24 protein-coding genes and 1 pseudogene are annotated in these 26,229 nt (G+C 73.1%); 11 read left to right on the forward strand and 14 right to left on the reverse strand.

Going from position 1 to position 26,229, the window contains the following annotated elements; translation table 11 throughout:
- Positions 1-6: 6 nt before the first annotated feature.
- A complete protein-coding gene (locus tag AC5L3C_RS27760; protein WP_493651585.1) occupies positions 7-1,191 on the reverse strand; it encodes a MarP family serine protease in 1,185 nt (394 codons plus the stop codon).
- A gap of 296 nt (positions 1,192-1,487) precedes the next feature.
- Between AC5L3C_RS27760 and AC5L3C_RS27765 the strand changes: the two genes are divergently transcribed.
- Positions 1,488-2,315 (forward strand): peptidoglycan recognition protein family protein, encoded by an 828-nt coding sequence (locus AC5L3C_RS27765; RefSeq protein ID WP_493654051.1) that lies wholly within the window; start codon positions 1,488-1,490, stop codon positions 2,313-2,315.
- A complete protein-coding gene (locus AC5L3C_RS27770) occupies positions 2,312-2,488 on the forward strand; it encodes a hypothetical protein (RefSeq protein ID WP_164555737.1) in 177 nt (58 codons plus the stop codon). The genes AC5L3C_RS27765 and AC5L3C_RS27770 overlap by 4 nt, the downstream gene beginning before the upstream one ends.
- Before the next feature lie 12 nt (positions 2,489-2,500).
- Here AC5L3C_RS27770 and AC5L3C_RS27775 read toward each other — a convergent pair whose 3' ends face one another.
- The 4 genes from AC5L3C_RS27775 to AC5L3C_RS27790 all read right to left on the reverse strand — a co-directional run bounded on the left by AC5L3C_RS27775 (position 2,501) and on the right by AC5L3C_RS27790 (position 7,979).
- The gene (locus AC5L3C_RS27775) at positions 2,501-3,019 is read right to left on the reverse strand and encodes a DUF4240 domain-containing protein (RefSeq protein ID WP_493654053.1); all 519 of its coding nucleotides are present in this window, start codon (positions 3,017-3,019) and stop codon (positions 2,501-2,503) included.
- Between the two features lie 130 nt (positions 3,020-3,149).
- The gene (locus AC5L3C_RS27780) at positions 3,150-4,160 is read right to left on the reverse strand and encodes a helix-turn-helix transcriptional regulator (protein ID WP_493651587.1); all 1,011 of its coding nucleotides are present in this window, start codon (positions 4,158-4,160) and stop codon (positions 3,150-3,152) included.
- A 60-nt stretch (positions 4,161-4,220) separates the two neighbouring features.
- The gene (gene aceE / locus AC5L3C_RS27785; protein WP_493651589.1) at positions 4,221-6,923 is read right to left on the reverse strand and encodes a pyruvate dehydrogenase (acetyl-transferring), homodimeric type; all 2,703 of its coding nucleotides are present in this window, start codon (positions 6,921-6,923) and stop codon (positions 4,221-4,223) included.
- Between the two features lie 432 nt (positions 6,924-7,355).
- Positions 7,356-7,979, reverse strand: a complete 624-nt coding sequence (locus AC5L3C_RS27790) for a GntR family transcriptional regulator (protein WP_125506910.1) — start codon at positions 7,977-7,979, stop codon at positions 7,356-7,358.
- Between the two features lie 564 nt (positions 7,980-8,543).
- Here AC5L3C_RS27790 and AC5L3C_RS27795 point away from each other — a divergent pair.
- The gene (locus tag AC5L3C_RS27795; protein WP_493651590.1) at positions 8,544-8,852 is read left to right on the forward strand and encodes a hypothetical protein; all 309 of its coding nucleotides are present in this window, start codon (positions 8,544-8,546) and stop codon (positions 8,850-8,852) included.
- A 70-nt stretch (positions 8,853-8,922) separates the two neighbouring features.
- On the opposite strand, the gene sucB is transcribed toward AC5L3C_RS27795, so the two are convergent.
- The 3 genes from sucB to AC5L3C_RS27810 form a co-directional block, all read right to left on the reverse strand.
- Positions 8,923-10,698 (reverse strand): 2-oxoglutarate dehydrogenase, E2 component, dihydrolipoamide succinyltransferase, encoded by a 1,776-nt coding sequence (gene sucB, locus AC5L3C_RS27800; RefSeq protein WP_493651592.1) that lies wholly within the window; start codon positions 10,696-10,698, stop codon positions 8,923-8,925.
- A 61-nt stretch (positions 10,699-10,759) separates the two neighbouring features.
- Complete coding sequence (gene lpdA / locus AC5L3C_RS27805; protein WP_164555738.1) at positions 10,760-12,148, reverse strand: dihydrolipoyl dehydrogenase; 1,389 nt, start codon at positions 12,146-12,148, stop codon at positions 10,760-10,762.
- A gap of 251 nt (positions 12,149-12,399) precedes the next feature.
- Positions 12,400-13,947, reverse strand: a complete 1,548-nt coding sequence (locus tag AC5L3C_RS27810) for a leucyl aminopeptidase (RefSeq protein WP_493651593.1) — start codon at positions 13,945-13,947, stop codon at positions 12,400-12,402.
- Between the two features lie 259 nt (positions 13,948-14,206).
- On the opposite strand from AC5L3C_RS27810, the pseudogene AC5L3C_RS27815 reads away from it, so the two are divergent.
- Positions 14,207-14,859, forward strand: a pseudogene (locus tag AC5L3C_RS27815) (endo alpha-1,4 polygalactosaminidase).
- On the opposite strand, the gene AC5L3C_RS27820 reads toward AC5L3C_RS27815, so the two are convergent.
- Entirely contained in the window at positions 14,819-15,424 is a 606-nt protein-coding gene (locus tag AC5L3C_RS27820; protein WP_493651594.1) for an RDD family protein, read from the reverse strand. The pseudogene AC5L3C_RS27815 and the gene AC5L3C_RS27820 sit on opposite strands and share 41 nt — an antisense overlap.
- Positions 15,425-15,506: 82 nt before the next feature.
- On the reverse strand, positions 15,507-16,304 hold the full coding sequence (locus tag AC5L3C_RS27825; protein ID WP_493651595.1) for an adenosylcobinamide-GDP ribazoletransferase: 798 nt from the start codon (positions 16,302-16,304) through the stop codon (positions 15,507-15,509).
- A 60-nt stretch (positions 16,305-16,364) separates the two neighbouring features.
- On the opposite strand from AC5L3C_RS27825, the gene AC5L3C_RS27830 reads away from it, so the two are divergent.
- Entirely contained in the window at positions 16,365-17,105 is a 741-nt protein-coding gene (locus AC5L3C_RS27830; protein ID WP_493651596.1) for a hypothetical protein, read from the forward strand.
- Between the two features lie 129 nt (positions 17,106-17,234).
- On the opposite strand, the gene cobT is transcribed toward AC5L3C_RS27830, so the two are convergent.
- The gene (gene cobT, locus AC5L3C_RS27835) at positions 17,235-18,302 is read right to left on the reverse strand and encodes a nicotinate-nucleotide--dimethylbenzimidazole phosphoribosyltransferase (protein WP_493651597.1); all 1,068 of its coding nucleotides are present in this window, start codon (positions 18,300-18,302) and stop codon (positions 17,235-17,237) included.
- Between the two features lie 182 nt (positions 18,303-18,484).
- Between cobT and AC5L3C_RS27840 the strand changes: the two genes are divergently transcribed.
- Positions 18,485-19,543, forward strand: a complete 1,059-nt coding sequence (locus tag AC5L3C_RS27840) for a class I SAM-dependent methyltransferase (protein WP_493651598.1) — start codon at positions 18,485-18,487, stop codon at positions 19,541-19,543.
- Positions 19,544-19,556: 13 nt separating this feature from the next.
- On the opposite strand, the gene AC5L3C_RS27845 is transcribed toward AC5L3C_RS27840, so the two are convergent.
- Positions 19,557-20,756, reverse strand: coding sequence for a bifunctional adenosylcobinamide kinase/adenosylcobinamide-phosphate guanylyltransferase (locus AC5L3C_RS27845; RefSeq protein WP_493651600.1), 1,200 nt, complete (start codon positions 20,754-20,756; stop codon positions 19,557-19,559).
- 115 nt (positions 20,757-20,871) lie between these two features.
- Between AC5L3C_RS27845 and AC5L3C_RS27850 the strand changes: the two genes are divergently transcribed.
- On the forward strand, positions 20,872-21,117 hold the full coding sequence (locus AC5L3C_RS27850; protein WP_493651602.1) for a hypothetical protein: 246 nt from the start codon (positions 20,872-20,874) through the stop codon (positions 21,115-21,117).
- Positions 21,118-21,290: 173 nt separating this feature from the next.
- Here AC5L3C_RS27850 and AC5L3C_RS27855 read toward each other — a convergent pair whose 3' ends face one another.
- Together AC5L3C_RS27855 and AC5L3C_RS27860 are read right to left on the reverse strand one after the other, a co-directional pair.
- The gene (locus AC5L3C_RS27855; protein ID WP_493651603.1) at positions 21,291-21,968 is read right to left on the reverse strand and encodes a class I SAM-dependent methyltransferase; all 678 of its coding nucleotides are present in this window, start codon (positions 21,966-21,968) and stop codon (positions 21,291-21,293) included.
- Positions 21,969-22,051: 83 nt separating this feature from the next.
- Positions 22,052-22,690, reverse strand: coding sequence for a DUF3043 domain-containing protein (locus AC5L3C_RS27860; RefSeq protein ID WP_493654054.1), 639 nt, complete (start codon positions 22,688-22,690; stop codon positions 22,052-22,054).
- 269 nt (positions 22,691-22,959) lie between these two features.
- Here AC5L3C_RS27860 and AC5L3C_RS27865 point away from each other — a divergent pair, with 269 nt between their 5' ends.
- The 4 genes from AC5L3C_RS27865 (at position 22,960) to AC5L3C_RS27880 (ending at position 26,071) form a co-directional block, all read left to right on the forward strand.
- Positions 22,960-23,745 carry a PspA/IM30 family protein gene (locus AC5L3C_RS27865; protein ID WP_493651604.1) on the forward strand — a complete coding sequence of 262 codons (786 nt, stop codon included), beginning with the start codon at positions 22,960-22,962 and terminating at the stop codon, positions 23,743-23,745.
- A 20-nt stretch (positions 23,746-23,765) separates the two neighbouring features.
- The gene (gene pspAA, locus AC5L3C_RS27870; RefSeq protein ID WP_125506934.1) at positions 23,766-24,050 is read left to right on the forward strand and encodes a PspA-associated protein PspAA; all 285 of its coding nucleotides are present in this window, start codon (positions 23,766-23,768) and stop codon (positions 24,048-24,050) included.
- 94 nt (positions 24,051-24,144) lie between these two features.
- Positions 24,145-25,368, forward strand: coding sequence for a sensor histidine kinase (locus AC5L3C_RS27875; protein ID WP_493651605.1), 1,224 nt, complete (start codon positions 24,145-24,147; stop codon positions 25,366-25,368).
- Between the two features lie 22 nt (positions 25,369-25,390).
- On the forward strand, positions 25,391-26,071 hold the full coding sequence (locus tag AC5L3C_RS27880; protein ID WP_493651607.1) for a response regulator: 681 nt from the start codon (positions 25,391-25,393) through the stop codon (positions 26,069-26,071).
- The last annotated feature ends 158 nt before the right edge of the window (positions 26,072-26,229 follow it).

The raw sequence follows: 26,229 nt of genomic DNA on the forward strand, positions 1-26,229 counted from the left end.
GACACGTCACGAGGTCACCAGCGGGCCCGTGTCCACCGGCGCCGTCGCCGTCGCCGCGCGCTCCGCGTCGTCCGCCACCTCGTCGGCCGTCAGCACGTAGCCCGTCTCCGCGTCCGAGGTGGAGCGCGCGAACACCACGCCGTACACCTGGCCGCCCGTGGTCAGCAGCGGGCCGCCGGAATTGCCGGGGCGGACGGTGGAGCGGATGGAGTAGATCTCGCGGGTGACCGTCGCGTCGTTGTAGATGTTCTGCCCGCGCGCCTGCACCCGGCCCGCGACCGTCGCCGCCTGCAGGTTCAGGTCGCCGTCCTGCGGATAGCCCGCGACGACCGCGGAATCGCCGCGGTCGGCGTCGTCGTCGAACGCGAGGACCGGCGCCCGCAGGTCCGGCACGTACAGCACGGCCACGTCCTTGCCCGGGTCGAAGAGCACCACCCGCGCCGCGTACGTCCGCCCGACCCCGCCCACGCGCACGGTCGGCTCGTCGATGCCGGCCACCACGTGGGCGTTGGTCATCACATGCTCCCGCGCGTACACGAAGCCGCTGCCCTCGCGCCCCTGGGTGCCGGCGACCCCCTCCACCTTCACCGTGCTGCGCTGCGCGGCGCGGGTGGCGGCCGCCGTGACGCTGTCACCGGTGGGGGCGGCGACCTCGGCGGTCGACTCGTTCTCGAACGGGTTGAACACCTGCGGGAAGCCCGCCTCGGTGAGCGCCGAGGTGGCCCGCGAGAACCAGCCCGGCGTGGTGTCCGGCATCGTGTCCTGCACCGCGCCCAGCAGCCGTGAGTCCCGGATCGCCGACGTCACCAGCGGGGACGAGGACGCGGCCAGCACACTGGCCGCCACCCACGCCACGATCAGCACCGCCACCGCGTTGGCCACCGCCCCGCCGACCCCGTCCGCCACCCGCAGCGGCCCCCGGTCCAGCTCGCGCCGCAGCCTGAGCGCCAGCCGCCCCGCCAGCTCATGGCCCACCACCGCCGGGAGCAGCACCGTGAACACCGCCGTCACCGTCGCCCGGGTGGTCCCCGGTGTGACCAGGTCCATGATCCACGGCAGGATCCACACGCCGACGACCGCGCCGCCCACGAAACCGGCCAGCGAGACACAGCCGGCCAGCAGCCCGCGCCGGTACCCGGACGCCGCGTGGGCGAGGACGACCAGCACCAGCAGAATGTCGAGCAGGTCCACGCACGCCGCCTTTCTGTCGGGACCACAGGACCCTTCAATACGAGGCGGAGGGGCCCGGTGATCAGCCTCGCGCGGTGCGGCATCCGCAGGGCGGACGCACACCGCGCGCACTGGGGAAAACGTCACGGACCGGGACGATGGTTCCACCGAGTGGCACATCACAGATCGCGGACCGCGCCGGCCGGACCCACAGTGGGACCATGCGTGTCCCGAGACGACCGCGCGGAGCGCGGAGCCGCCGCCCCTCCCGGATACCCGGCGGGCCCGGCTCCCGGCGCCTGCCCGCAGCCGCCACGATCGCGCTCGGCTGTGTACCGGGAGTGGCCGCCGCCGTCGCCCTGGTGCTGTGCGCCTACGGCGTCGAGCGGGCCGCCGGGTCCGACGGCGGAGCCTCCGCCGTCGCGCGGACGGCTCCCGCCTTCCAGGCCCCCCGGCCGGTGATCCTGCCCCGCGCGGTCTGGCTGGGCGGCAGCGCCCGCGAACAGCCCCCGCCGCGCTACGACGACACGGTCGTCGCCGTGTTCATCCACCACACCGACTCGCCCAACGGCTACGACTGCGCGGACGCGCCCGGCATCATCAGGGCCCTGTACGAGGGCCAGACCGCCGGCCGCGACTGGGACGACCTCGGCTACAACTTCGTCGTCGACCGCTGCGGCACCATCTACGAGGGCCGCGCCGGCGGCACCGACCGGCCCGTCACCGGTGCCCACACCCAGGGCTTCAACCACCGCAGCACCGGCATCGCCGCCCTCGGCACCTTCTCCGCCGGGGTTCAGGTGCCGGAGGAGATGCTGCGCTCGATCGCCGAGCTGTCCGCCTGGAAGCTCGGCACGTCCGGCACCGACCCGCGCGGTCAGGTGCGGCTGGTCTCCAGCAACGGCGGCAGCCGCTACGCGGCCGGCACCATCGCCACGCTGCACGCCGTCGCCGCCCACAGCGACGGCTACATGACCGACTGTCCGGGCGCCGCCCTCAAGGCCCGCCTCCCGGACATCAGGACCCTCGCCGCCCGCATCCAGGGCCGCGAGAGCACAGAGCAGGCCCTCCGGAAGGACACCCGCGACGATCCACAGACCGTCCTGAAGCAGAACGTCACACAGAACGAAGAGCAGAACCCATGAACGACACCCCTGACCGAAGTACCACCTGGGCGGACGCCCTGCGCCGCCCCTGGACGGCGCTCTGCGCCGCCGCGGCCGTCGTCCTCGGCCCGGCGTGCCACACCGCCTCCGCCCTCATGCAGGCCAACGCCGCACCCCTGAGACACACACCGAGTCCGCACCGGCGTCTGTGAACCGGCGGGCGCTCAGCCCCCGAACCGCTCCCACAGCCGCGGGTAGCGTTCGGCGAGCAGCGCCTCGTTCTCGAAGTCGAGCGGTGTGCCCTCCGGCTCCGCCGGGGCCGGAGGCAGCTCGAGGTCGGGAGCCACCGTCCCGGTGAGCTGCTCGTACGCCTCGTCCGCCGCGTAGCCCAGCTCCTCGCCGTCGCCGTCGAGCTCCTCGTCGAAGTCCTCCAGCAGCTCGGCGAGCGCGTCCGGATCGTGCAGGGCGCCCTCGAACACCTCCCGGCCCTGGCCGATCAGCCAGCACCTGAAGTAGTCGAAGGCGTCGTCGCTCGCCCCGCCCAGCAGCACCCACGCGGCGCCCCACAGGTCCCAGCGGTAGGCACGGTGGTAGCGGGACTCGAAATGACGGGCGAAATCCAGCACGGCCTCCGGGTCCAGCCGCACGAGCCGCCCCACGAGCAGATCCGCCTGCTCCTCCGGATCCCCCTCGGCATCCTCCCGAGCGCTGTCCACCAGCTCCCAGAACTCCGTCTCGTCCATCACGCCACAAGCATCGACCCTGGAGTGACGAAGGGGCGCGGGGAACGGCGCAAAAGGGGGGTCCGGGAGGGCGGAGCCCTCCAGGTTCGGGACGGGAAGGGGCGGCGGGGGCGAGAAGCCCGGCCGAGCCCTACGCCCCGTACATCTCCGCCAGCCGCGCGGCGTCCCGCACGAACCGCTCCCGCAGCTCCGCCGGCCCCACCACCTCCGCCTCCGCCCCCAACCCCGTCAACTGCTCGTACGCCACCTCCAGCGACTCCACCGGCAAGGTCAGCGTCACCCGCCCGCCGCCGTCCGGCTCACCCGCCCGCGCCAGCGCCTCCCGCGCCGACAGCGGATCCACGACGTGCCCGAGCCGCCGCACCCCCTCCGCCGACAGCCGCAGCACGACCTCGTCCCTGAGGATCGACCGCGCGAACTGCTCCGCCCGCTCCTGCCAGAACGCCGGCAGATCGAACTCCGCCATCCGTTCGAAGCGCTCCTCGCCCGCCTCCACCGCCGTGAACCGCTCGATCCGGTACACCCGGAAGGACCCGCCCCCGGCCGCCACCCGCGCGCACAGGTACCAGGCACCCGCCTTGAGCACGAGCCCGTACGGCTCCAGCTCCCGCTCCACCTCCCCCTCGCCGCGCCGGTAGCGGGCGGTGATCCGCCGGTCGTCCCACACCGCGTCCGCGACCCGCGGCAGCAGCGCGGGCGTCGTCGGCTCGCGGAACCAGTTGGGGGCGTCCAGATGGAACCGCTGCGCCGCCGTGCGGGGGGCGTCACGGAGGGAGGGCAGCAGGGCGGCCGACACCTTGAGCCGGGCCGCCGACGCCGCGTCCTCAAGGCCCATCTCGCGCAGCGCCCCCGGCACCCCGGACAGGAACAGCGCCTCCGCCTCGCCGCGGGCCAGCCCGGTCATGGGGGCACCTCCCAGGCCCTTGAGGCTCTGGGGGAGCGTCCGGTACCCGCCGACCAGCCGGTACCCGCCGATCCGCCCCCGGTCCGCGTACACCGGCACCCCGGCCTCCGACAGCGCCTGCGCGTCCCGGGTGACCGTGCGCTCCGACACCTCCAGCTCCCGCGCCAGCTCGGCGGCGGTCATCGAGGGCCGGGACTGGAGCAGCAGAACCATCTTGATCAGCCGGGCAGCACGCATGCGCCCATGATGCAAGAGGCCCCCGCCGGAGGGGGCGGGGGCCTCTTGCCGTCACCAGCCTTACAGGCCGTACTTCTCGCGCGCCTCCTTCACGGCCGTGGCCTTGACCTCGCCGCGCCGGGCGAGCTGGGCCAGCGCCGCGACGACGATGGACTCGGCGTCGACACCGAAGTGGCGGCGGGCCGCGTCACGGGTGTCCGACAGACCGAAGCCGTCGGCGCCCAGCGACGTGTAGTCCTGCTCGACCCACTGCGCGATCTGGTCCGGGACCTGGCGCATGTAGTCGGAGACCGCCAGCACCGGACCCTCGGCGCCCTGCAGCGCCTGCCGCACGAACGGCACCCGGTCCTCGCCCCGCAGCAGCGCCTCGTCCGCCTCCATGGCGTCCCGGCGCAGCTCCGTCCACGAGGTCGCGGACCACACGTCGGCGGCCACGCCCCACTCCTCGGCGAGCAGCTTCTGCGCCTTCAGCGCCCAGTGGATCGCCGTACCGGAGCCGAGCAGCTGGATACGCGGCCCGTTGGCAGCCGGGGCCAGGCCCGCGGACTCCGCCGTGTTGAAGCGGTACAGGCCCTTGACGATGCCCTCGTCGATGCCGGCCGCCTGCGGCTTGGCGGGCTGCGGCAGCGGCTCGTTGTAGACCGTCAGGTAGTAGAAGACGTTCTGGTCCTCGCCCGGCTCGGCCTCGCCGAACATCCGGCGCAGCCCCTCCTTGACGATGACCGCGATCTCGTAGGCGAACGCCGGGTCGTACGTCAGGGCCGCCGGGTTGGTCGCCGCGATGACCGGGGAGTGGCCGTCGGCGTGCTGAAGGCCCTCGCCGGTCAGCGTGGTGCGGCCCGCGGTGGCGCCGACCAGGAAGCCGCGGCCGAGCTGGTCGCCGAGCTGCCACATCTGGTCGCCGGTGCGCTGCCAGCCGAACATCGAGTAGTAGATGTAGAACGGGATCATCGTCTCGCCGTGCGTCGCGTACGACGTGGAGGCGGCGATGAACTCGGCCATGGCGCCGGCCTCGGTGATCCCCTCGTTGAAGATCTGGCCGTTCTTGGCTTCCTTGTAGTACATCAGCTGGTCGCGGTCGACCGGCTCGTACGTCTGGCCCATGGGCGAGTAGATGCCGAGGGACGGGAAGAGGCTCTCCATACCGAAGGTGCGCGCCTCGTCGGGGACGATCGGCACCCAGCGCTTGCCGGTCTCCTTGTCGCGGACCAGGTCCTTGACCAGGCGGACGAAGGCCATGGTGGTGGCCACGTTCTGCGAGCCGGAGCCCTTGTCGAAGGCGGTGAACGCCTTGTCGGCGGGCTGGGGCAGCGGGGCGACCGGGTGCAGGCGGCGGGCCGGGGCGGGACCGCCGAGGGCCGCGCGGCGCTCCTGGAGGTAGCGGACCTCGGGGGAGTCGGCGCCCGGGTGCACGTAGGGCACCACGTCGTCGACGAACCGCGAGTCCGGGATCGGCAGCTCGAGGCGGTCGCGCATCGCCTTGAACTCGTCCACCGTCAGCTTCTTCATCTGGTGGTTGGCGTTCTTCGAGGCGAAGCCCTCACCGAGGGTGTGGCCCTTCACGGTCTGCGCCAGGATCACGGTCGGCGCGCCCTTGTGGGCGAGCGCGGCCCGGTAGGCGGCGTAGACCTTGCGGGACTCGTGGCCGCCGCGGGAGAGGTGGAAGCACTCGAGGATCTTGTCGTCGCTCAGCAGCTTCGCCATCTCGACGAGCGCCGGGTCCTTGCCGAAGAAGTCCTCGCGGATGTAGGCGGCGTCGCGCGTCTGGTACGTCTGCACCTGCGCGTCCGGTACCTCGCGCAGCCGGCGTACCAGGGCGCCGGTGGTGTCGAGCCGGAACAGCTCGTCCCACGCCGTGCCCCAGAGCGTCTTGATGACGTTCCAGCCGGCGCCGCGGAACTGGGCCTCCAGCTCCTGCACGATCTTGAAGTTGGCGCGGACCGGTCCGTCGAGGCGCTGCAGGTTGCAGTTGATGACGAAGGTCAGGTTGTCGAGCTGCTCGCGGGCGGCGAGGGTGAGCGCGGTCGTCGACTCGGGCTCGTCCATCTCGCCGTCGCCGAGGAACGCCCACACGTGGGAGTCGGCGACGTCCTTGATGCCGCGGCTGGTCAGATAGCGGTTGAAGCGCGCCTGGTAGATCGCGGAGATCGGGCCGAGGCCCATGGAGACGGTGGGGAACTCCCACAGCCAGGGCAGCCGGCGCGGATGCGGGTACGACGGCAGGCCGTTGCCGCCGGACTCGCGGCGGAAGTTGTCGAGCTGCTCCTCGCCGATGCGGCCGTCGAGGAAGGCGCGGGCGTAGATGCCGGGGGAGGCGTGGCCCTGGATGTAGAGCTGGTCGCCCGAGCCGTCGCCCTCCTTGCCGCGGAAGAAGTGGTTGAATCCGGTCTCGTACAGCCAGGCGGCGGAGGCGAAGGTGGCGATGTGACCGCCGACGCCGTATGTGCTGCCGCGGGTCACCATCGCGGCCGCGTTCCAGCGGTTCCAGGCGGTGATCCGCTGCTCCATCGCCTCGTCGCCGTCCACGGCGGGCTCGGCGGAGGTGGGGATGGTGTTGACGTAATCGGTCTCGAGGAGCTTCGGCAGCGCGATGCCGGTGCCCTCGGCGCGCTCCAGTGTGCGGCGCATCAGGTACGCGGCACGGTGCGGCCCGGCCGCCTTGGTGACGGCGTCCAGGGAGGCCTGCCACTCGGCGGTCTCCTCGGGGTCGCGGTCCGGGAGCTGGTCGAGCTCGCTCGGCTGGATGGCGTTGGGGTCGGTCATGTCGCCGCCTTCCTCAGTCGAAGGGGGTTCCCTCATCGGTAAGGGTTCGGGGTGCCCTTGGTCTTTGGCAGGACAGGGCGGAGACTTCGGTGGAAGTCCACTGGTGACGATAACTCGCTGATCGATGATCGATCAAAGGGTTGGGGGTCAAAACCTCTTGATCACGAGAAAGTCGGCACGGGGTGTCTCCGACGGTGGCACGGGGTGACTGTCCCTTCGGGGTGTTTGCGCAGGTGAGGGTGTTGGGGCGCGGAAGAGCACGGGGGTTCTGTCGTACGGCGGCTGCCGGTGAGTCGTGGTTGCTCGCGCAGTTCCCCGCGCCCCTTCAGGGGCGCGGGGCTGTATCGATATGCGGCTCCGCCGCGTGGGGGGTCTGGGGGCGAAGCTCCCAGGGACGGGAAGGGGCGGCGGGGGCGAAAAACACCACGGGGTCTAGGCCCGCGGCGCGCACCCGAGCACGTGCGCCTTCACCAGTTCCGCGATGCGCGGGTCGCGGCGGCGGAACGCTGCCACCAGCTCCTCGTGCTCCTCCGCGTACGACTGCTGCACCGTCCCCAGCCACCGTATCGACAGCGCCGTGAACACCTCGATCCCCAGCCCCTCCCACGTGTGCAGCAGCACCGAGTTCCCCGCCGCCCGCACCAGCTCCCGGTGGAACGCCACCGTGTGCCGCACCTGCCCGGTCCCGTCCGACATCCGGTCCGCCTCGTACAGCGCGGCGACGTGCGGCTCCAGCGCCGAGCAGTCCTCCGCCAGACGTGCCGCCGCCAGCTCCGCCGCGATCGCCTCCAGACCGGCCCGGACGGGGTAGCTCTCCTCCAGGTCGGCGGCGGTCAGATTCCGCACCCGCACGCCTTTGTTCGGCGCCGACTCGATCAGCCGCAGGGACTCCAGCTCGCGCAGCGCCTCCCGGACGGGCGTCTGGCTGACCTCGAGCTCCGTCGCGATCCGCCGCTCCACGATCCGCTCGCCCGGCTGCCATCGTCCGCTGATGATCCCTTCCAGGATGTGCTCGCGGATCTGTTCGCGCAGCGAGTGGACGACGGGCGCGGTCATGAGGGCTCCTTAGGAAGGGGCCCACAGGCCCCCGGGGGGCTTTGACGCTTAGACAATACGGCTGTGAGCCCGCGCCGGAGGGGCGCACAGGGGCGCTTTCGCCCAGGTGAGACGAGACTTACACGCCGCCCTCCTGCTCCGAGCAGGTGGAATTGTGTGATCATCCGACCGGTGGTGTGTGTCGTACAAGCCGCCCGTCCCCACACTGATCCTGCAATTCTCCCCCGGATCGGAAGGGACACAATGACGATGACGCGAGCCAAGTGGCCCAGACCCGCGCGCACGCGGGTCCGCGCCCGACGACACGGTCTCCGCCTGGGCGGCGCGCTGGTCTTCGCCGTCGCCCTGGTCGGCGCCGCGCCAACCGGTGTCGCGGCGGCCCCCGGCCTCGGCTGGGACGGCCCCGACCCCGGCAAGTGCGGCTACGGCCACCACGACCCCTGCAAGGGCGAGCCCGGCCCTCCCGGGCGCCAAGGACCTCCCGGACCTCCCGGGCCTGCCGGACCTCCCGGCCCCGCTGGTCCTCCCGGCCCCGCTGGTCCTCCCGGGCCCGCCGGGCCGTGCGTGAGCATCGACAGCTACAACCGCGGCTCGCAGCAGTACACCGGTGTCGTCAACCCGGACCGGCTGATCTCGGTCGGCACCCGGGGCCTCCAGCCGAACCCGGGCGCGTACACGTGGTCCAACCTGTCGGACAACGAGGACGCCCCGACGAACGCCTGCACCGTCACGGTGACCGAGCAGGGGAACACCCTGGACGTCCAGGTGATCACCGTCACCGGCGCCGTGGTCGAGACGTTCTGCACCGTCCCCGGCAACCAGCTCGTGTGCGACGCCGCGTGGACCCCGGTCGCCCCGCAGCCGCCCCAATGACCCCGGACGCAGATGCCCCCACCCGGAAGCTCCGGGTGGGGGCAACGGCGTATGCCTCGACGGCCGACGTCTACAGGCCGAGCTCGACCTCGAACTCGCCGGCCTCCAGGATCGCCTTGACCGCCGTCAGGTAACGGGCCGCGTCGGCACCGTCGACCAGGCGGTGGTCGTAGGAGAGGGTCAGGTAGGTCATGTCGCGGATGCCGATGGCCGTCCCCTCCTCCGACTCGATGACGGCCGGACGCTTCACCGTGGCGCCGATGCCGAGGATCGCGACCTGGCCCGGGGGCACGATGATCGTGTCGAACAGCGCGCCGCGCGAACCGGTGTTGCTGATGGTGAAGGTCGCGCCGGACAGCTCGTCCGGGGTGATCTTGTTGCCACGGACCTTGCCCGCAAGCTCCGCCGTGGCCTTGGCGATGCCGGCGAGGTTGAGGTCACCGGCGTTCTTGATGACCGGGGTCATCAGGCCCTTCTCGGAGTCCACCGCGATACCGATGTTCTCGGTGTCGAAGTAGGTGATGGTCCCCTCGGCCTCGTTGATCCTGGCGTTGATCGGCGCGTGCGCCTTCAGCGCCTGGGCCGCGGCCTTGACGAAGAACGGCATCGGGGAGAGCTTGACGCCCTCACGGGCCGCGAACGCGTCCTTGGCGAGGGCGCGCAGCTTCATCAGACGGGTGACGTCGACCTCGACCACCGAGGACAGCTGCGCCTGCTCGTGCAGGGCCTTGACCATGTTGTCGCCGATGACCTTGCGGATCCGCGGCATCTTCACGGTCTGGCCGCGCAGCGGGGAGGCCTCCAGGACGGGGGCCTTCTTCGCGGCGGGCGCTGCGGCGGCCGGGGCCGGGGCCGGAGCCGCGGCCTTGGCGGCCTCGGCGGCGGCGATGACGTCCTGCTTGCGGATGCGGCCGCCGACGCCGGTGCCCTTGACGGTGGACAGGTCGACGCCGTTCTCGGCGGCGAGCTTGCGCACCAGCGGGGTCACGTAGGCGCCCTCGTCCGTGGCCCGGGCGGCGGCCGGGGCCGGAGCCGCGGGAGCCTGCGGGGCAGGAGCAGGAGCAGGAGCAGGAGCAGGAGCAGGAGCAGGGGCCGGGGCGGCCTGCTGCGGAGCCGGAGCCGGAGTCGGCGCGGGCGCCGGGGCGGCCGGGGCCGGGGCGGGCGCGGGCTGCGCCGGGGCCTCGGGGGCCGCCGGGGCGGGCGCGGCGGCCGGAGCGGCACCGGCCTCGCCGATGACGGCGAGCTTGGCGCCGACCTCGGCCGTCTCGTCCTCGCCGACCACGATCTCCAGCAGCGTGCCGGACGCGGGGGCGGGGATCTCGGTGTCGACCTTGTCCGTCGACACCTCCAGCAGCGGCTCGTCGGCCTCGACGGTGTCACCGACCGACTTCAGCCAGCGGGTGACGGTGCCCTCGGTGACGGACTCGCCGAGCGCCGGCAGGACCACGTCGGTGCCCTGCGCGGAGCCGCCGCCGGCCGCGGCCTCGGCGCTGGGCGCCGGAGCGGGGGCGGGCTGCTCGGTGGACGGCTGGGCCTGCGGCTCCGGCGCGGGGGCCGGCGGGGCCGCCTGCTCGGCCGCGGGCGCCGGGGCGGCGGCGGGGGCGCCGCTGCCGTCGTCGATCAGGGCCAGCTCGGCGCCGACCTCGACCGTCTCGTCCTCGGCGACCTTGATGGAGGACAGCACGCCGGAGGCGGGTGCGGGAATCTCGGTGTCGACCTTGTCGGTGGAGACCTCGAGCAGCGGCTCGTCGGCCTCGACGCGCTCGCCCTCGGCCTTCAGCCAGCGGGTGACAGTGCCCTCGGTGACGCTCTCGCCGAGCGCCGGCAGGGTTACGGAAACCGCCATGGTTTCGGTTGCTCCTTAGAAGTGCGGAAGTCTGTGTCGTCGCGCCCGGTGACTGAGGGCGTCAGTCGTGCGCGTGGAGGGGCTTGCCGGCCAGGGCCAGGTGGGCCTCGCCGAGCGCCTCGCTCTGCGTCGGGTGGGCGTGGATCAGCTGGGCGACCTCGGCCGGCAGCGCCTCCCAGTTGTAGATCAGCTGGGCCTCGCCGACCTGCTCACCCATGCGGTCGCCGACCATGTGGACGCCGACCACCGCACCGTCCTTGACCTGGACGAGCTTGATCTCGCCCGCAGTCTGGAGGATCTTGCTCCTGCCGTTGCCCGCCAGGTTGTACTTCAGGGCGACGACCTTGTCCGCACCGTAGATCTCCTTGGCCTTGGCCTCGGTGATGCCCACGGAGGCGACCTCGGGGTGGCAGTACGTCACCCGGGGGACGCCGTCGTAGTCGATCGGGACGGTCTTCAGACCGGCCAGCCGCTCCGCCACCAGGATGCCCTCCGCGAAGCCCACGTGCGCGAGCTGGAGGGTCGGGACCAGGTCACCGACGGCGGAGATGGTCGGAACGTTGGTACGCATGTACTCGTCGACGAGGACGTAGCCGCGGTCCATGGCGACCCCGGCCTCCTCGTAGCCCAGGCCCTGGGAGACCGGGCCGCGGCCGATGGCGACGAGCAGGATCTCGGCCTCGAACTCCTTGCCGTCGGCGAGGGTGACCTTGACACCGTCCTGGGTGTACTCCGCCTTCTGGAAGAAGGTGCCCAGGTTGAACTTGATGCCGCGCTTGCGGAAGGCACGCTCCAGCAGCTTGGAGGAGTTCTCGTCCTCCACCGGGACGAGGTGCTTCAGGCCCTCGACGATCGTCACCTCGGTGCCGAACGACTTCCACGCGGAGGCGAACTCGACGCCGATGACGCCGCCGCCCAGGATGATCGCGGACTTCGGCACGCGGTCCAGGACGAGGGCGTGGTCGGAGGAGATGATCCGCTCGCCGTCGATGTCCAGGCCCGGCAGCGACTTCGGCACGGAACCGGTCGCCAGCAGGATGTGCCGGCCCTGGATCCGCTGCCCGTTCACATCGACGGAAGTGGGCGAGGACAGCCGGCCCTCGCCCTCGATGTAGGTCACCTTGCGGGAGGCGACGAGACCCTGCAGACCCTTGTACAGACCGGAGATGACCCCGTCCTTGTACTTGTGGACGCCCGCGATGTCGATGCCCTCGAAGGTCGCCTTGACACCGACGGCCTCGCTCTCGCGGGCCTGGTCGGCGATCTCGCCGGCGTGCAGCAGGGCTTTGGTGGGAATGCATCCTCGGTGCAGGCAGGTACCGCCGACCTTGTCCTTCTCGATCAAGGCGACGTCCAGGCCCAGCTGCGCCCCGCGCAGGGCCGCGGCGTAACCACCGCTGCCACCGCCGAGGATCACTAGGTCGAAAACGGTGCTGGCGTCGTTCGCCACGTCACGTCCTCCATGCATGTGCGCCACGCCGGTCTCCAGTGACCGGTCGGCGGCTGGTGTCCGGCCGCTCATTGTTCTCGGCCCTTTGGTGGGGGCCCTGTCCTGCCGAGCCCTATCCTCGCACTTGTCGGGGCCGTACGAGACGCGGGGCCGTGGTGTGAGACGTCCCACTTCCGGTGACGAGGTGTCCCGCTTCCGGTGACGGGGCCTCGCCCTACCCGCGCGCGAGGCCCCGCCGTCCCGAGGGAGCGTCAGCTCAGATCGCCGGCGGCGGCCCGCTCCGCCAGGCGGACCAGGGTGCGCACCGCCGAGCCCGTACCGCCCTTGGGCGTGTACCCGAACGGGCTGCCCTCGTTGAAGGCCGGACCCGCGATGTCGAGGTGCGCCCAGGTGATGCCCTCGCCGACGAACTCGCGCAGGAACAGGCCCGCGACCAGCCCGCCGCCCATCCGCTCACCCATGTTGGCGATGTCCGCGGTGGACGAGTCCATCCCCTTGCGCAGGTGCTCGGGCAGCGGCATCTGCCAGGCCGGCTCGCCGGCCTCCTCGGCGGCCTCGTACACCGTGGAGCGGAACGCGTCGTCGTTCGCCATGATCCCGAACGTGCGGTTGCCCAGCGCCAGCACCATCGCGCCGGTCAGGGTCGCGACGTCCACGATCGCGTCCGGCTCGTCCTGCGAGGCGGCCCACAGCGCGTCCGCCAGGACGAGCCGGCCCTCGGCGTCGGTGTTGAGCACCTCCACCGTCTTGCCGCTGAACATGCGCAGCACGTCGCCCGGGCGCGTCGCCGAACCGGACGGCATGTTCTCGGCCAGCGCCAGCCAGCCGGTGACGTTGACCTCCAGGCCGAGCCGGGCGGCGGCGACGACCGCGGCGAACACGGCGGCGGCACCGCTCATGTCGCACTTCATCGTCTCGTTGTGGCCGGCCGGCTTCAGGGAGATGCCGCCCGAGTCGTAGGTGATGCCCTTGCCGACGAGGGCGAGGTGCTTCTTGGCCTTGGACGAGGTGTACGACAGCTTCACCAGCCGCGGCCCGGACGCCGACCCGGCGCCGACGCCGAGGATGCCGCCGTAGCCGCCCTTGGTGAGGGCCTTCTCGTCGAGCACCTGCACCTTGATGCCGTGCTCCTTGGCCGCCGCCTGGGCGACGGCCGCGAACGCCTCCGGGTTCAGGTCGTTCGGCGGGGTGTTGATCAGGTCGCGGGCGCGGTTGAGCTCCTCGGCGACGGCGGCGGCGCGCTCGAGTGCGGCCTTGTACGCCTTGTCGCGGGGCTTGCCGCCGATCAGCGCGGCCTCGGCGAGCGGGGCCTTGCCGTTCTTGCCCTTCCCGGCGGAGTCGCCGTCGTCCTTCTTCTTGTAGGCGTCGAAGGAGTACGCGCCGAGCAGCACGCCCTCCGCGACCGCGCCGGCGTCGGCCGCGTCCGCCAGGGGCAGCGCGAACGCGGCCTTCTTGCTGCCGGCGAGGGTGCGGGCGGCCACACCGGCGGCCTTGCGCAGCGCCTCGGTGTCGTAGCCGGAGCCCTTCTCGGGCTGGGCGCCGAGGCCCACCGCCACCACGAGCGGCGCCTTGAAGCCGGCCGGCGCGGGGAGCTTCGTCACCTCGCCCTCGGCACCGGACGCGCCGAGAGTCTCCAGGACGCCGGCGAGCCTGCCGTCGTACGCCTGGTCCACGGCCTCGGCGCCCGGTGCGACGACCGGGGCTGCGGACTGTGCGGCAGAGCTCTTGGCGACACCGATCACGATCGCGTCGGCCCGCAGGCCGGGGACCGCGGCGGTGCTGAGAGTGAGAGCAGTCACGGTGGTGAAATCTCGCTTCCGATGTGGAGTTGCAGTGGCCGAAAGGTGTGGGTCGACCGGGCCCGGCAGCCGACCCTAATGGCGCTGAGCGGGTGCGGTCCCGTCGGGGCCTTCCCCGGTGCGGCGAACACTCGGGACGAGACTACGCGCGTGTGTGCGTCCGCTCATTGCCGCGGGGTTCACCTTCCGGTGAGGTCGCGCACCGGCCGGGGCCCCGCCGGGCGGACACGATCGTCCTTGACGTTCCTGTGCCGCGGCCATGCCGCGCGGCCCGCCCCCGCGGAGGACGCCCGGTGAGAAGGCCGTCCCTGCTCGTCACGGCGCGGCGTCCCGCACCATCGCGCCCGTGTCCGACGGCAAGGAGCCGCCCGGCGACCGCCGGCGACCCCGGCCGGGCACGGCCTGGCAGTGGCGGCTCAGCGGGCGGCCCGACACCTCCGTCGACGTCCCGAAACCACGACATCGACGGCTTCGACCACTTCCCGGACACGGTCGCGAAGCCGCACCACGACGGCCGCAAGGTCATCTGCCGCCTCTCCACCTGCGCCTGGGAGGACTTCCGCTCGGACGCCGGCGACTTCCCGGACCGACGTACTGGAGCCGCTCATGGCGCGGCGCCTCGGCGTGTGCCGGGACGAGGGCTTCGACGCGGTGGAGCCGGATCGCCGGCGACCAGCCGTGCCACGACCGCCCCGTGGCCGGGCTCGCCCACGGCCGGGGTCGCGGGCGACGAACAGCGCGCCCGGTACGGAGAGTGCGAGGAGCTGACCCCGTTTCATCGAGGCGGACAGGGCCGTCTTCCACGCCGAGTGCGAGTCGGCCACCGGCCGCTTCCGCGCCGGCTCGCGGCGTACGAAGCTGAGTTCGCCGCTCAGACGGTATGAACCGGACGCATGGCTTCGGGCCTGCTGAAGCTGATTCCGGTCACGGTGGTGCCCGCCATGCGGTCGGCGAGGGAGCGGCGCGCCGGGCCCAGCACGGGCAGCGCGTTGAACAGGAAGAGGGCCACCGCGATCACCCACACCAGGACCGACAGCGCGATCTGCCCCTCCACGAGCAGCACACAGGCCACGGCGTACACGGCGACGTCGGTGGCCGTGGTCACCGCCGCCCGCACCGCCGCGCGGCCGGGCAGCCGCGGAGTGATCTTCAGCCCGGTCAGCGCCTTGCCGATCGTGCGCCCGGCGAGGGCGAGGCAGGCCCACTGGTAGAGGAACGTCGCGACGATCAGCAGGCCGAAGGCCTGCTCGACGTAGAGCACGGACTTGTTCCACAGGGACAGTCCGAGGTTCTCCGAGGCGTCGACCACGTCGCCGCGTGAGGTCAGCAGGTCGAAGCCGCTGCGGGCGGCGAGTTCGGGCACGTCGGTGACGAGCGCGGATATCCGGTTGAAGGTGAGCACGGCGAGCGCCGAGGCCAGCGCGACCACCAGTGCGAAGTCGATGAACCAGGCCAGGACACGACGGAACTTCGGCATCAACATCCCCCGATCTGTGGTGAGTTCGGCGGACACGGTAGCCGCCAGACCTGCGGGAACGCACTGGATCGGGGAGATCGTTTCATCCCAGTGACATCACGACCAGCGCGGTCGTCGCCGCGGTCTCCGCGAGCCCGCCGAACACATCGCCGGTGACCCCGCCGAACCGGCGGACGCAGTGCCGCAGCAGCAGCTCGCCCGCGGTGACGGCCAGGACGACCGCGGCCACCGCGAGGACGACGCCGTGCGCCCCCGTCGACGCGCCCGCTGCCGCGGCCACCCCGGCCACCGCGAGGGCGGCCGGCACCGCGCCCGCCAGGGGCACCGTTCCCGCGACCGCCGCGCCCAGCCCCTCCGGACGGGCCGGCGGCACGCCCGCCCTGGCCGCCAGGGTGAGGGCCAGCCGGGCCACGACGGCCGACACCACGGCCGCCGTGGCACCGCGCGCCCAGGAGTCCCCGTACGCCTGCGCCAGCGCGGCCGCCTGGGCCAGCAGGACCAGGAGCAGCGTGATCACCCCGAACGGCCCGATGTCCGACTGCTTCATGATCCGCAGGGCGTCCTCGGCGGGCCTGCCGCTGCCGAGCCCGTCGGCGGTGTCGGCCAGTCCGTCGAGATGCAGACCCCGGGTCAGCACGGCCGGTACGGCGACGGTGGCCACGGCGGCGAGCGGCGCCCCCGCGCCGAGGGCCAGCAGCGCCGTCCCCGCGGCGGCGGCCGCGGCGCCGACCGCGAGCCCGGCCAGCGGGGCGCACAGCATCCCCGCGCGGGCGGCCGGCCGGTCCCAGCGGGTGACCCGGACCGGGAGCACGGTGAGCGTGCCGAAGGCGAAGCGGAGGCCGTCGGCGGGGGAGGCGGAGGGCGCGGAGGGGTCGGGCACCGGCGCAGATTACCTTCCGGCCGTCGTGGCCCCGGCGGCGACCGTGGATAAAGTGCCCATATGGGACATTGGCTGGACCGGAACATCATCGAGCCGGGCAAGCTGCCGCTGCTTCTCGCGCTGTCCGCCTTCGTCCTCACCTTCGTCATCACCCGGGTCATCACCCGTCTGATCCGCGCGGGCCGGGGGCCGTTCGGCAACGTCACGGCCGGCTCGGTGCACGTCCACCACGTGGTGCCCGGCGTCATCCTCACCGTCATCGGCGGCTTCGGCGCGGTGGCGGCCGGCCGGCACGGCTTCGGCTCGGCGGTCAGCGCGGTGCTGTTCGGCGTGGGCGCGGGGCTGGTCCTGGACGAGTTCGCGCTCATCCTGCATCTCGCCGACGTGTACTGGACCGAGGAGGGCCGCCAGAGCGTGGAGATGGTCGTCGTCACCGCCGCGCTGGTCGGCCTGCTGCTGGCCGGCTTCACGCCGTTCGGCGTCGACGACCTGACCGAGGACGAACTCCAGAACCGCGCGGGCGTCGCCGGGACCGTGGGCCTCAACTTCCTCTTCGCCCTGATCGCGCTGGCCAAGGGCAAGGCACGGCTCGCGGTCTTCGGCGTGATCATCCCGCTCGTGGCCCTGATCGGCTCGGTACGGCTGGCGCGTCCGGCGTCCCTGTGGGCCCGGCGCTTCTACCGCCACCGCCCCCGGGCCCGCGCCCGCGCCATCCTCCGCTCCTACCGCCACGACCGCCGCTGGTCCGGCCCCCGCCGTGCGATGGAGGACTGGCTGGGCGGCAAACCGAACGCCCCCTAGGGGCGCGGGGCCGTACCGATGTGCGGCTCCGCCGCGTGGGCGCGAACGGGGGTCTGCGTGAAGCCCCCAGGAGCGGGACGGGAAGGGGCGGCGGGGGCGGAAAACGCCCGGACAGTCACCCCCTCCGGGTCACTCGGAAGGCACCGCCTCCTCCTCCCGCACCGGCAACTCCGCCGCCAGCGCCGCCGCCCCCTGCACCAAGGGCAGCGCGAGCAACGCCCCCGTTCCCTCCCCGACGGCAACCCCCTGCGACAGCAGCGGCTCCAGCGCCATCCGGTCCAGCGCCTTCGCCTGCGCGGGCTCCCCGCTCGCATGCCCCGCCAGCCACCAGTCCGGCGACCGGAACGCCACCCGCTGCGCCACCAGCGCGCACGCCGCCGTCACGACCCCGTCCAGCAGCACCGGCATCTTCCGCACCGCGGACTGCAGCAGGAAGCCGGTGATCGCGGTCAGATCGGCCCCGCCCACCGTCGCCAGCAGCCGCAACTGGTCGCCCAGCACCGGCCGCGCCCGCCGCAGCGCGTCACGGATCGCCGCGCACTTGCGCATCCACGCCAGGTCGTCGATCGCCAGCCCGCCGCGCCCGGTCACCACCGACGCGTCCGTGCCGCACAGCGCCGCCACCAGCACACCCGCCGCCGTGGTGCCGCCCACGCTCACATCGCCGAGCACCACCAGATCCGTACCGGAGTCGGCCTCCTCGTCGGCGACGGCCATCCCCGCGCGGAACGCCGCCTCGGCCTCCTCCGCGCTGAGCGCGTCCTCGATGTCGATGCGCCCGCTGCCCCGCCGCACCCGGTGCCGTACGACGTCCTCGGGGAGCGTGGCGGGATCGCAGTCCAGGGCCATGTCGACCACCCGGACCGGCACGCCCAGCCGCCGTGCCAGCACGGACACCGGACGGCCGCCGTCCAGCACCTCCCGCACCAGCTCCGCGGCGCTGCCCGCCGCCCGCGCGGAGACACCCAGCTCGGCGATCCCGTGATCGCCGGCGAACAGCACCACCCGCGGCTGTTCGACCGGCCGCACCGGCACCGCCGACTGCGCCGCCGCCAGCCACTCGCCCAGGTCGTCGAGGCGGCCCAGGGAGCCGGGCGGCACGACCTGGCGCTCCCGGCGCTCCTCCGCGTCACGGCGCACCCCGCCGTCCGGACGCTCGATCAGATCGGTGAAGTCGTCGATATCAAGCGAGCTCATTCGCCGAACAGTACCGGCCCTGATCGAACACCACGCGACCCCCGGTCAGCACGGTGCACCGGGTCTCACCCCCACCACGCCACCCCGGCGCCGCTCCACCCCGCGGGACCCTCCCATACGTAACGTTTTGCTCGGATTGCCGGACATCGTCCGCGCCATACGCCTCACGCCGGGAGCCGCCCATGTCCGCACCCCCCTCAGACGCCGCGATCCCCGCCCCCCACGGCTCCGCGCGGGTGCACGAGCCGCGCCGCGCGGACTGCCCGTGGTGCGGCTCCGCGCGGCTGCGCAACCGGCTGAGAACCGGCGACCTGCGCCGGCACCGGCCCGGTCTGTTCACCGTCGACGAGTGCCGGGACTGCGGCCACACCTTCCAGAACCCCCGCCTCACCGCCGAGGGCCTCGCCTTCTACCGGCGGGCCGTGCGCGGCGCCCCCCGCGACCCCGCCACCGAACGCGTCCTCGCCCTGCACGCCGTCCGGCACCGCCGCCGCGCCGCCGCCCGCGCGATGCTGCCCTTCGGCGAACCGGAGAGCTGGCTGGACGTCGGCACCGGACTCGCCCGCTTCCCGCAGACCGCGCGGGAGTTCTTCCCGTACACCGCCTTCGACGGCACCGACCTCACCGCGCGCGTCGAGAAGGCCCGTGCGCTCGGCCGGGTCGAGGAGGCGCACATCGGGCCGCTGACCGACCCGAAGGTCATGGCCCGGCTGGCCGGACGCTACGACGTGGTCAGCCTGCTGCACCACCTCGAACACACCACGGACCCCCGGGCGGAGCTCCACGCGGCGCTCGAGGCCCTGCGCCCCGGCGGTCATCTGCTCATCGAGACCCTGGACCCGCGCTGCGCCTTCGCCGCCCTCTTCGGCCGCTGGTGGCTGCCCTACGACCAGCCCCGCCGGCTCCATCTGCTGCCCCGGCGCAACCTCCGCGCGGAGCTGCGCGCACACGGCTGCACGCTCGTCACGGACGGGCACCGCGCGGCCCACGTACCGCACGACCTGGCCGGGCTGACCGCCCTCGCCCTCTCCCACGCGCTGCCCGCCCCGGACACCCCCTGGCGTGCCATCCCGCCGGCCCCGTTCCAGCGGCACCTGCGCCGGGTGCTGCTCCGCGCGGGCGCCCCGCTGGTGGTCGTCGCGGCGGCGGCCGACCTGGCGCTCGCGCCCCTGGTGCGGCACACCCCCTTCGCCAACGCCTACCGGATCATCGCGCGGAAACCGCGGTCGCCGAAGCGCTGACCCCCGGCCCGGGTCACCCGCGCAGGACGAGCGCCTGGCCCGCCACCACCAGCAGCACCTGCTCGCACTCCTGTGCGAACGCGGTGTTCAGCCGTCCCAGTTCGTCCCGGTACCGGCGGCCGGACGCGGTGGCGGGCACGATGCCCGAACCCACCTCGTTGGACACGGCGACCACCCTCCGCCGGGTCTCGCGCACCGCCTCCGTCAGCGCCCGCACCCGCTCGCGCAGCTCCCGCTCCCCGCCGTCCGCCCACTCGGCGTCGTCCCACGCCTCCACGGAGTCCATCGCGTCCGTCAGCCACAACGACAGACAGTCCACCAGCAGCGGAGGGCCGTCGTCCTTCAGCAGCGGCACCAGGTCGCACGTCTCCACGGTCCGCCACGAGCCCGGCCGCCGCTCCTGATGCGCCCTCACCCGCGCCGCCCACTCGGTGTCCCCGTTGCGCGACCCGCCGGTCGCCACGTACAGCACCTCCGGATACGACTCCAGCCGCCGCTCGGCCTCCACCGACTTGCCCGACCGCGCCCCGCCCAGCACCAGGGTCCGGCGGGGCACATCGGGCACGTCCTCGTAGGCGCCCACCTCCAGCGCGGTCCCGTCCGGCACGGCACGCGCCCCGGCCGCCGCGAGCCGGCGCCGCAGTTCGCGGCCCGGCGGCACGTCGTGGTCCAGATGCACGGCGACGACATCCGTGGTCGGGCCCACCGCGCCCACCTCCCGCAGCCGCGCCAGCGCGTCCGGGCGCCCCACGACGTCCAAGAGCACCATCGCGTACGGCTCGGCCGGCTCCTCGAGACCGGCCGGCGCCCCGCCCGGCGGCAGGTACAGCAGCCGCTGCCCGTCCGCCCCGGTCACCGCGTAGCCGGTGCCGGGCGAGTCCAGCGCCACCGCCCGCACCCGATGGCCCGTCAGCAGCGCCAACTCCCGTCCGTCCGGCACCCGGCCCGGCTGGGGCAGCCCGGCCGGGACCTCGACCGCCGGGCCGTCGTGCGGGTGCGACAGCAGCACCTGGCGCACGCCGGCCAGCGAACGCCCCGCGCGGGCAGCCGCGAAGGCCGCACCCGGCGTGAGATCGAGCAGCAGCGCCCCGTCGACGAGCACCGAGGTGGCCGCGCGCGCGTCGGTACCGAGCGCGGAGGCGCACGCGGCGCAGGGGCAGTCGGGGCGGGGGAGTCCCGCGGGGGCGCCGGTGCCGAGCAGTGTCAGTTCCACGCCCCGATTCTCACCTGCGCCCCCAGCCGATGCGCGTCCGACTACGCTCTGGGGCAGGAGCCGGACCAAGATCCGGCTTCTGTCGTGCAGCGTGGTCATACCGATGGAGGCGTACATGGCGGCATGGACGTGGCGGTTCGAGAAGGCCGACGGGACGGAGGTCGAGCCCGCGGTGCCGCCGGAGGAGTTCTCCACACAGGGGGACGCCGAGTCCTGGATCGGTGAGAACTGGAAGGCCCTGGCGGCGGGCGGCGCCGACCAGGTCCGGCTGCTGGAGGACACGACGGAGATCTACGGCCCGATGAGCCTGCACGCGGAAACAGACCCGGAACCGGAGGCGGAAGCCCCGGAAGAGGCGTAAGCCCTCCGGGAGCCGCACAGCGGTACGGCCCCGCGCCCCTCAAGGGCGCGGGGCCGTACCGCTGTGCGGCTCCGCCGCGTGGGCGCGAAGGGGGGTCTGGGGGGGCGAAGCCCGCAGGGACGGGACGGGGCGGCGGGGGCGAAGAACGTGGTGCCGGCCGACCCGCCCAAGGGTCAGCCGCGGACTCCGCACAGGTGGAGCAGGGACGCCACCCCCCGGTAGGGATCCGTCCGCCCCGCCCGAGCCTCCACCGCGAGCAGCGCGTCCAGATCGGACCGGACCCCCGCATCGTCCGCCACCGCGTCCGTGAAGACCCGCACGCCGTACCAGGCGTGCAACGGCGCCCCGATCCCCGCCAGCGTCGACGTCAGCCTCTTCAGCCCGTACGCCGCCGCCCCCGCGGAGAAACCCGCCAGCGCCCCCGCCCAGTCCCCGGACATCCCCGCCCGCATCGCCGCCGCGTCACCGTTGGGCACCAGCAGGGACAGCATCCCGCCGTGCGCCAGCATCCGGGCCACCCCGGCCAGCAGCGCGTCGGGCTGCTCCTCGACGTCCATGAGCACGCCATGACACAACACGACGTCGAAGCTGCCCGGCAGGAAGTGCACACCGGTGTCCCCGGCCTGCCCCTCGACGATCCGCATCCGCTCCCGGATGCCCTCCGGCTCCCCGGCAAGGGTCTCCCGCGCGGTGGCGATCAGCGCCGCGTCCTGTTCGACACCCGTCACGTGGTGACCGGCCCGGGCCAGCCGGAGCGCCTGCGCGCCCCGGCCCATGCCCACGTCGAGCACCCGCAGCCGCCGCCCGACCGGGAAGCGCCCGACTATCTGCTCCTCCAGCTGGTGGGCCACCAGCCTCTGCCGGACGACGTCGCGCAGACCGCCGAGCCCGCTCAGCCGGTCCGGTGCCGCGCCGTCGGCGAACGGCGTCGTGCTCAGGGCCGCTCCCCGCGCTTGACCTGGGGCTTGGGCAGCCGCAGCCGGCGCATCTGGAGCGAGCGCATCAGGGCGTAGGCCACGGCACCGCGCCGGTTGTCGTCGGGGAAGCGCTCGGCCAGCCGCTTCTTCAGCCGGAACCCGGTCACGATCGAGTCGAGCACGATCATCACGATGACCACCAGCCACAGCAGCAGCGCGGCGTTCTGCAACTGGGGCACCTGGACCATGCTCAGCACCAGGATGACCACGGCCATCGGCAGGAAGTACTCCGCGATGTTGAACCGCGCGTCCACGTAGTCACGCGCGAACCGGCGCACCGGCCCCTTGTCACGGGCGGGCAGATAGCGCTCGTCGCCGCTGGCCAGCGCCTGGCGCTGACGCTCCAGCGCGGCACGACGATCCGCACGCTGCCGCTTGGCGGCCTCCTTGCGCGTCATCGACGTATTGGCCACACTGCGGCGCTGCGACTGGGCCACGCTGCGCTTGGGTGTGGGGCGGCCCTTGGGGGCCTCCGGGTGACGGGTCTGCTTGGAGCCGGTCACCGTCGCCTCGTCGGCGACCGGTGCCTTCTCTTCCTTGGCACGGCTACGGAACACAAAACCCAAGGGTACGGGGTGGCCGGGGTTGGGCCCCAGCCCCGCGGGGAACGATCCGGCAACACCGGACGTCTTTCAATAGGACAGAGGGGACGTAGTGGGGAGTCTCCGGGCCGTCCGGCCTGTGGACACCGGGGGTCACCTACTCCTCACGCCGGATCGGGAGAGCAGTCAGTCGTCCTTGGGGATGAGCGCATCCGTCCCCGAACAGTGCGGTAATGGATGCAGGGCCCGTACTGTGGGTTCTGTTGCAGTCGCTGGAGCTGGAGTCCGTCAGAAGGGGGCGCGCGAAGCCCATGAGCGGTGTCATGAAGCGTATGGGGATGATCTTCCGCGCGAAGGCGAACAAGGCCCTTGACCGGGCCGAGGACCCGCGCGAAACCCTCGATTACTCGTATCAGAAGCAGCTGGAGCTGCTCCAGAAGGTCCGCCGGGGCGTCGCCGACGTGGCGACCTCCCGCAAGCGGCTGGAGCTCCAGCTCAACCAGCTCCAGTCCCAGTCGGGCAAGCTGGAGGACCAGGGCCGCAAGGCGCTCGCGCTCGGCCGTGAGGACCTGGCGCGCGAGGCGCTCTCCCGCCGTGCCGCGTTGCAGCAGCAGGTGACGGACCTGGAGACCCAGCACGCCACGCTCCAGAGCGAGGAGGAGAAGCTCACCCTCGCGGCCCAGCGCCTCCAGGCCAAGGTGGACGCCTTCCGCACCAAGAAGGAGACCATCAAGGCCACGTACACCGCCGCCCAGGCGCAGACCCGGATCGGCGAGGCCTTCTCCGGCATCTCCGAGGAGATGGGCGACGTCGGCCTTGCGATCCAGCGGGCCGAGGACAAGACCGCCCAGCTCCAGGCGCGGGCCGGTGCCATCGACGAACTGCTCGCCTCGGGCGCCCTCGACGACCAGTCCGGGATGCACAAGGACGACATCCAGGCCGAGCTGGACCGGCTCTCCGGTGGTACGGATGTGGAGCTGGAACTGCAGCGGATGAAGGCCGAGCTGGCCGGAGGCGGCACCGGTGACCGACAGGCCATCGAGGGCGGCGAGACCGCGCAGCAGCCCCAGCAGCAGCGGCAGGACACCCCGCGCTTCGACAAGCAGTAGCCCACGCCGAGGAGGGCGACATGATCGTACGGATCATGGGGGAGGGGCAGGTCACGCTCGACGAGAGCCGGCTCGCCGAGCTGAACAAGCTCGACGAGGAACTGCTCGCCGAGATGGAGAACGGCGACGGGCCGGGCTTCCGCGCCACCCTGAAGGCGCTGCTGGCCAAGGTTCACGAACTCGGCGAGCCGCTACCGGACGACGTGCTGGAGCCGTCCGACCTGATCCTGCCGTCCCCCGACGCGACGATCGAGGAGGTCCAGGAGCTCCTGAGCGACGACGGCCTCATCCCGGGAGCGCCCTGAGCCCTCCCAGGACCCGCATGCGTCCCCCGGTGCCGAACGCCCGGGGGCGCGCGCTCTCACCCGGTCGGCCCAGGCCCGGCTACCGTAAACAGCCGTGAGCACCCTGACACGCGCCCGGTGCCACCTCCGGGCGCACCCCTTCGCGCTGGACGCCGCCATCGCCACCGGCGTCCTCGTGTGCATGATCGCCGGATCCTTCGTCGCGCCGCACGGCCCCGACGACGTCAGCTGGCAGCTCCGCACCCCGGACCCGCTCAGCCTGGTCCTGATGACCCTCGGCGCCGCCGCGCTCGTCTTCCGCCGCCGCGCCCCCCGCACGGTGCTCGCCCTGGCCGGCGTCGCCTCCGTGGCCGAGTCCGTCACCGGCGACCCCCGCGCGCCCGTCGTCATGTGCGCCGTCGTCGCGCTCTTCACCGTCGCCTCCGCCACCGACCGCCACACCACCTGGCGGATCGGCCTGCTCACCATGACCGTCCTCACCGGCACCGCGATGGCCGTCGGCCCGCTGCCCTGGTACGCCCAGGAGAACGTGGCGATCTTCGCCTGGACCGGCATCGGCGCCACCGCCGGGGACGCCGTACGCAGCCGGCGCGCCTTCGTCCAGGCGATCCGCGAACGCGCCGAACGGGCCGAGCGCACCCGCGAGGAGGAGGCCCGCCGCCGGGTCGCCGAGGAACGCCTGCGCATCGCCCGCGATCTGCACGACGTGGTCGCCCACCACATCGCCCTGGTCAACGTGCAGGCCGGGGTCGCCGCCCACGTCATGGACAAGCGGCCCGACCAGGCCAAGGAGGCACTCGCCCATGTACGCGGGGCCAGCCGCTCCGCGCTGGAGGAACTGCGTGCCACCGTCGGACTGCTGCGCCAGTCCGGCGACCCCGAGGCGCCCACCGAGCCCGCCCCCGGCCTGGACCGCCTCGACGAACTCGCCGGGACGTTCCGCAGCGCCGGACTGCGCGTCGAGGTCGCCCGCGCCGACCAGGGCACCGAGCTTCCCGCCGCCGTCGGCCTGGCCGCCTACCGGATCGTGCAGGAGGCCCTGACCAATGTGCAGAAGCACGCCGGCACCGAGGCACGGGCCGAGGTCAGCGTCGTCCGGGTGGGACCGCACATCGAGATCACCGTCCTCGACGACGGCAGCGGCGGCGACCACGACCCGGCCTCCGGCGGCGGACACGGCCTGCTCGGCATGCGCGAGCGCGTCACCGCCCTGCGCGGCACCCTCACCACCGGTCCCCGCTACGGCGGCGGCTTCCGCGTCCATGCGATCCTTCCCGTCAAGACCCGCACGTCCGCGGCCGAGGACGGCCGCGCGTGACCACCGCGCCGCTGGAGCCCGTATGACGATCCGTGTCCTGCTCGCCGACGACCAGGCGCTGCTGCGCAGCGCCTTCCGGGTGCTCGTCGACTCCGAGCCGGACATGGAGGTGGTCGGGGAGGCCTCCGACGGGGCGGAGGCGGTCCGGCTGGCCCGGGAGCGCCGCGCCGACGTCGTGCTCATGGACATCCGGATGCCCGGCACCGACGGGCTCGCCGCCACCCGCATGATCGGCGCCGACCCCGAACTCGCCGGGGTCCGGGTGGTGATACTGACGACCTTCGAGGTCGACGACTACGTGGTGCAGTCGCTGCGGGCCGGCGCCTCCGGCTTCCTCGGCAAGGGATCCGAACCCGACGAGATGCTGAACGCCATCCGCATCGCCGCCGAGGGCGAGGCACTGCTGTCCCCGGCGGCCACCAAGGGCCTGATCGCCCGCTTCCTCGCCCAGGAGGGCCCCGGCGGCGACGACGACCCGGCCCGCGCCGAACGGCTCGAGTCGCTCACCGTGCGCGAGCGCGAGGTGCTGGTCCAGGTGGCCGGCGGGCACTCCAACGACGAGATCGCCGAACGCCTCGGGGTCAGCCCGCTGACGGTGAAGACCCACGTCAACCGCGCCATGGCCAAACTCGGCGCCCGCGACCGGGCCCAGCTGGTGGTCACCGCCTACGAGTCGGGGCTGGTCCGTCCGAGGGTGGAGTGACGGCGGTGGGGCATACTGCGTCGGGAGTATGCGCCGCATAAGGAAATGGACCTCGGGTCTACGGATCGGCCCCCCGCGATGCCCCAGGGTGTAGTCGGGCGCCCACTCGCGCGCGCGTCCGCTCCCCGGACTTCTGCCGCTCCACGGAAAAGAGACCC

It is taken from the genome of Streptomyces speibonae (genome assembly GCF_984686075.1).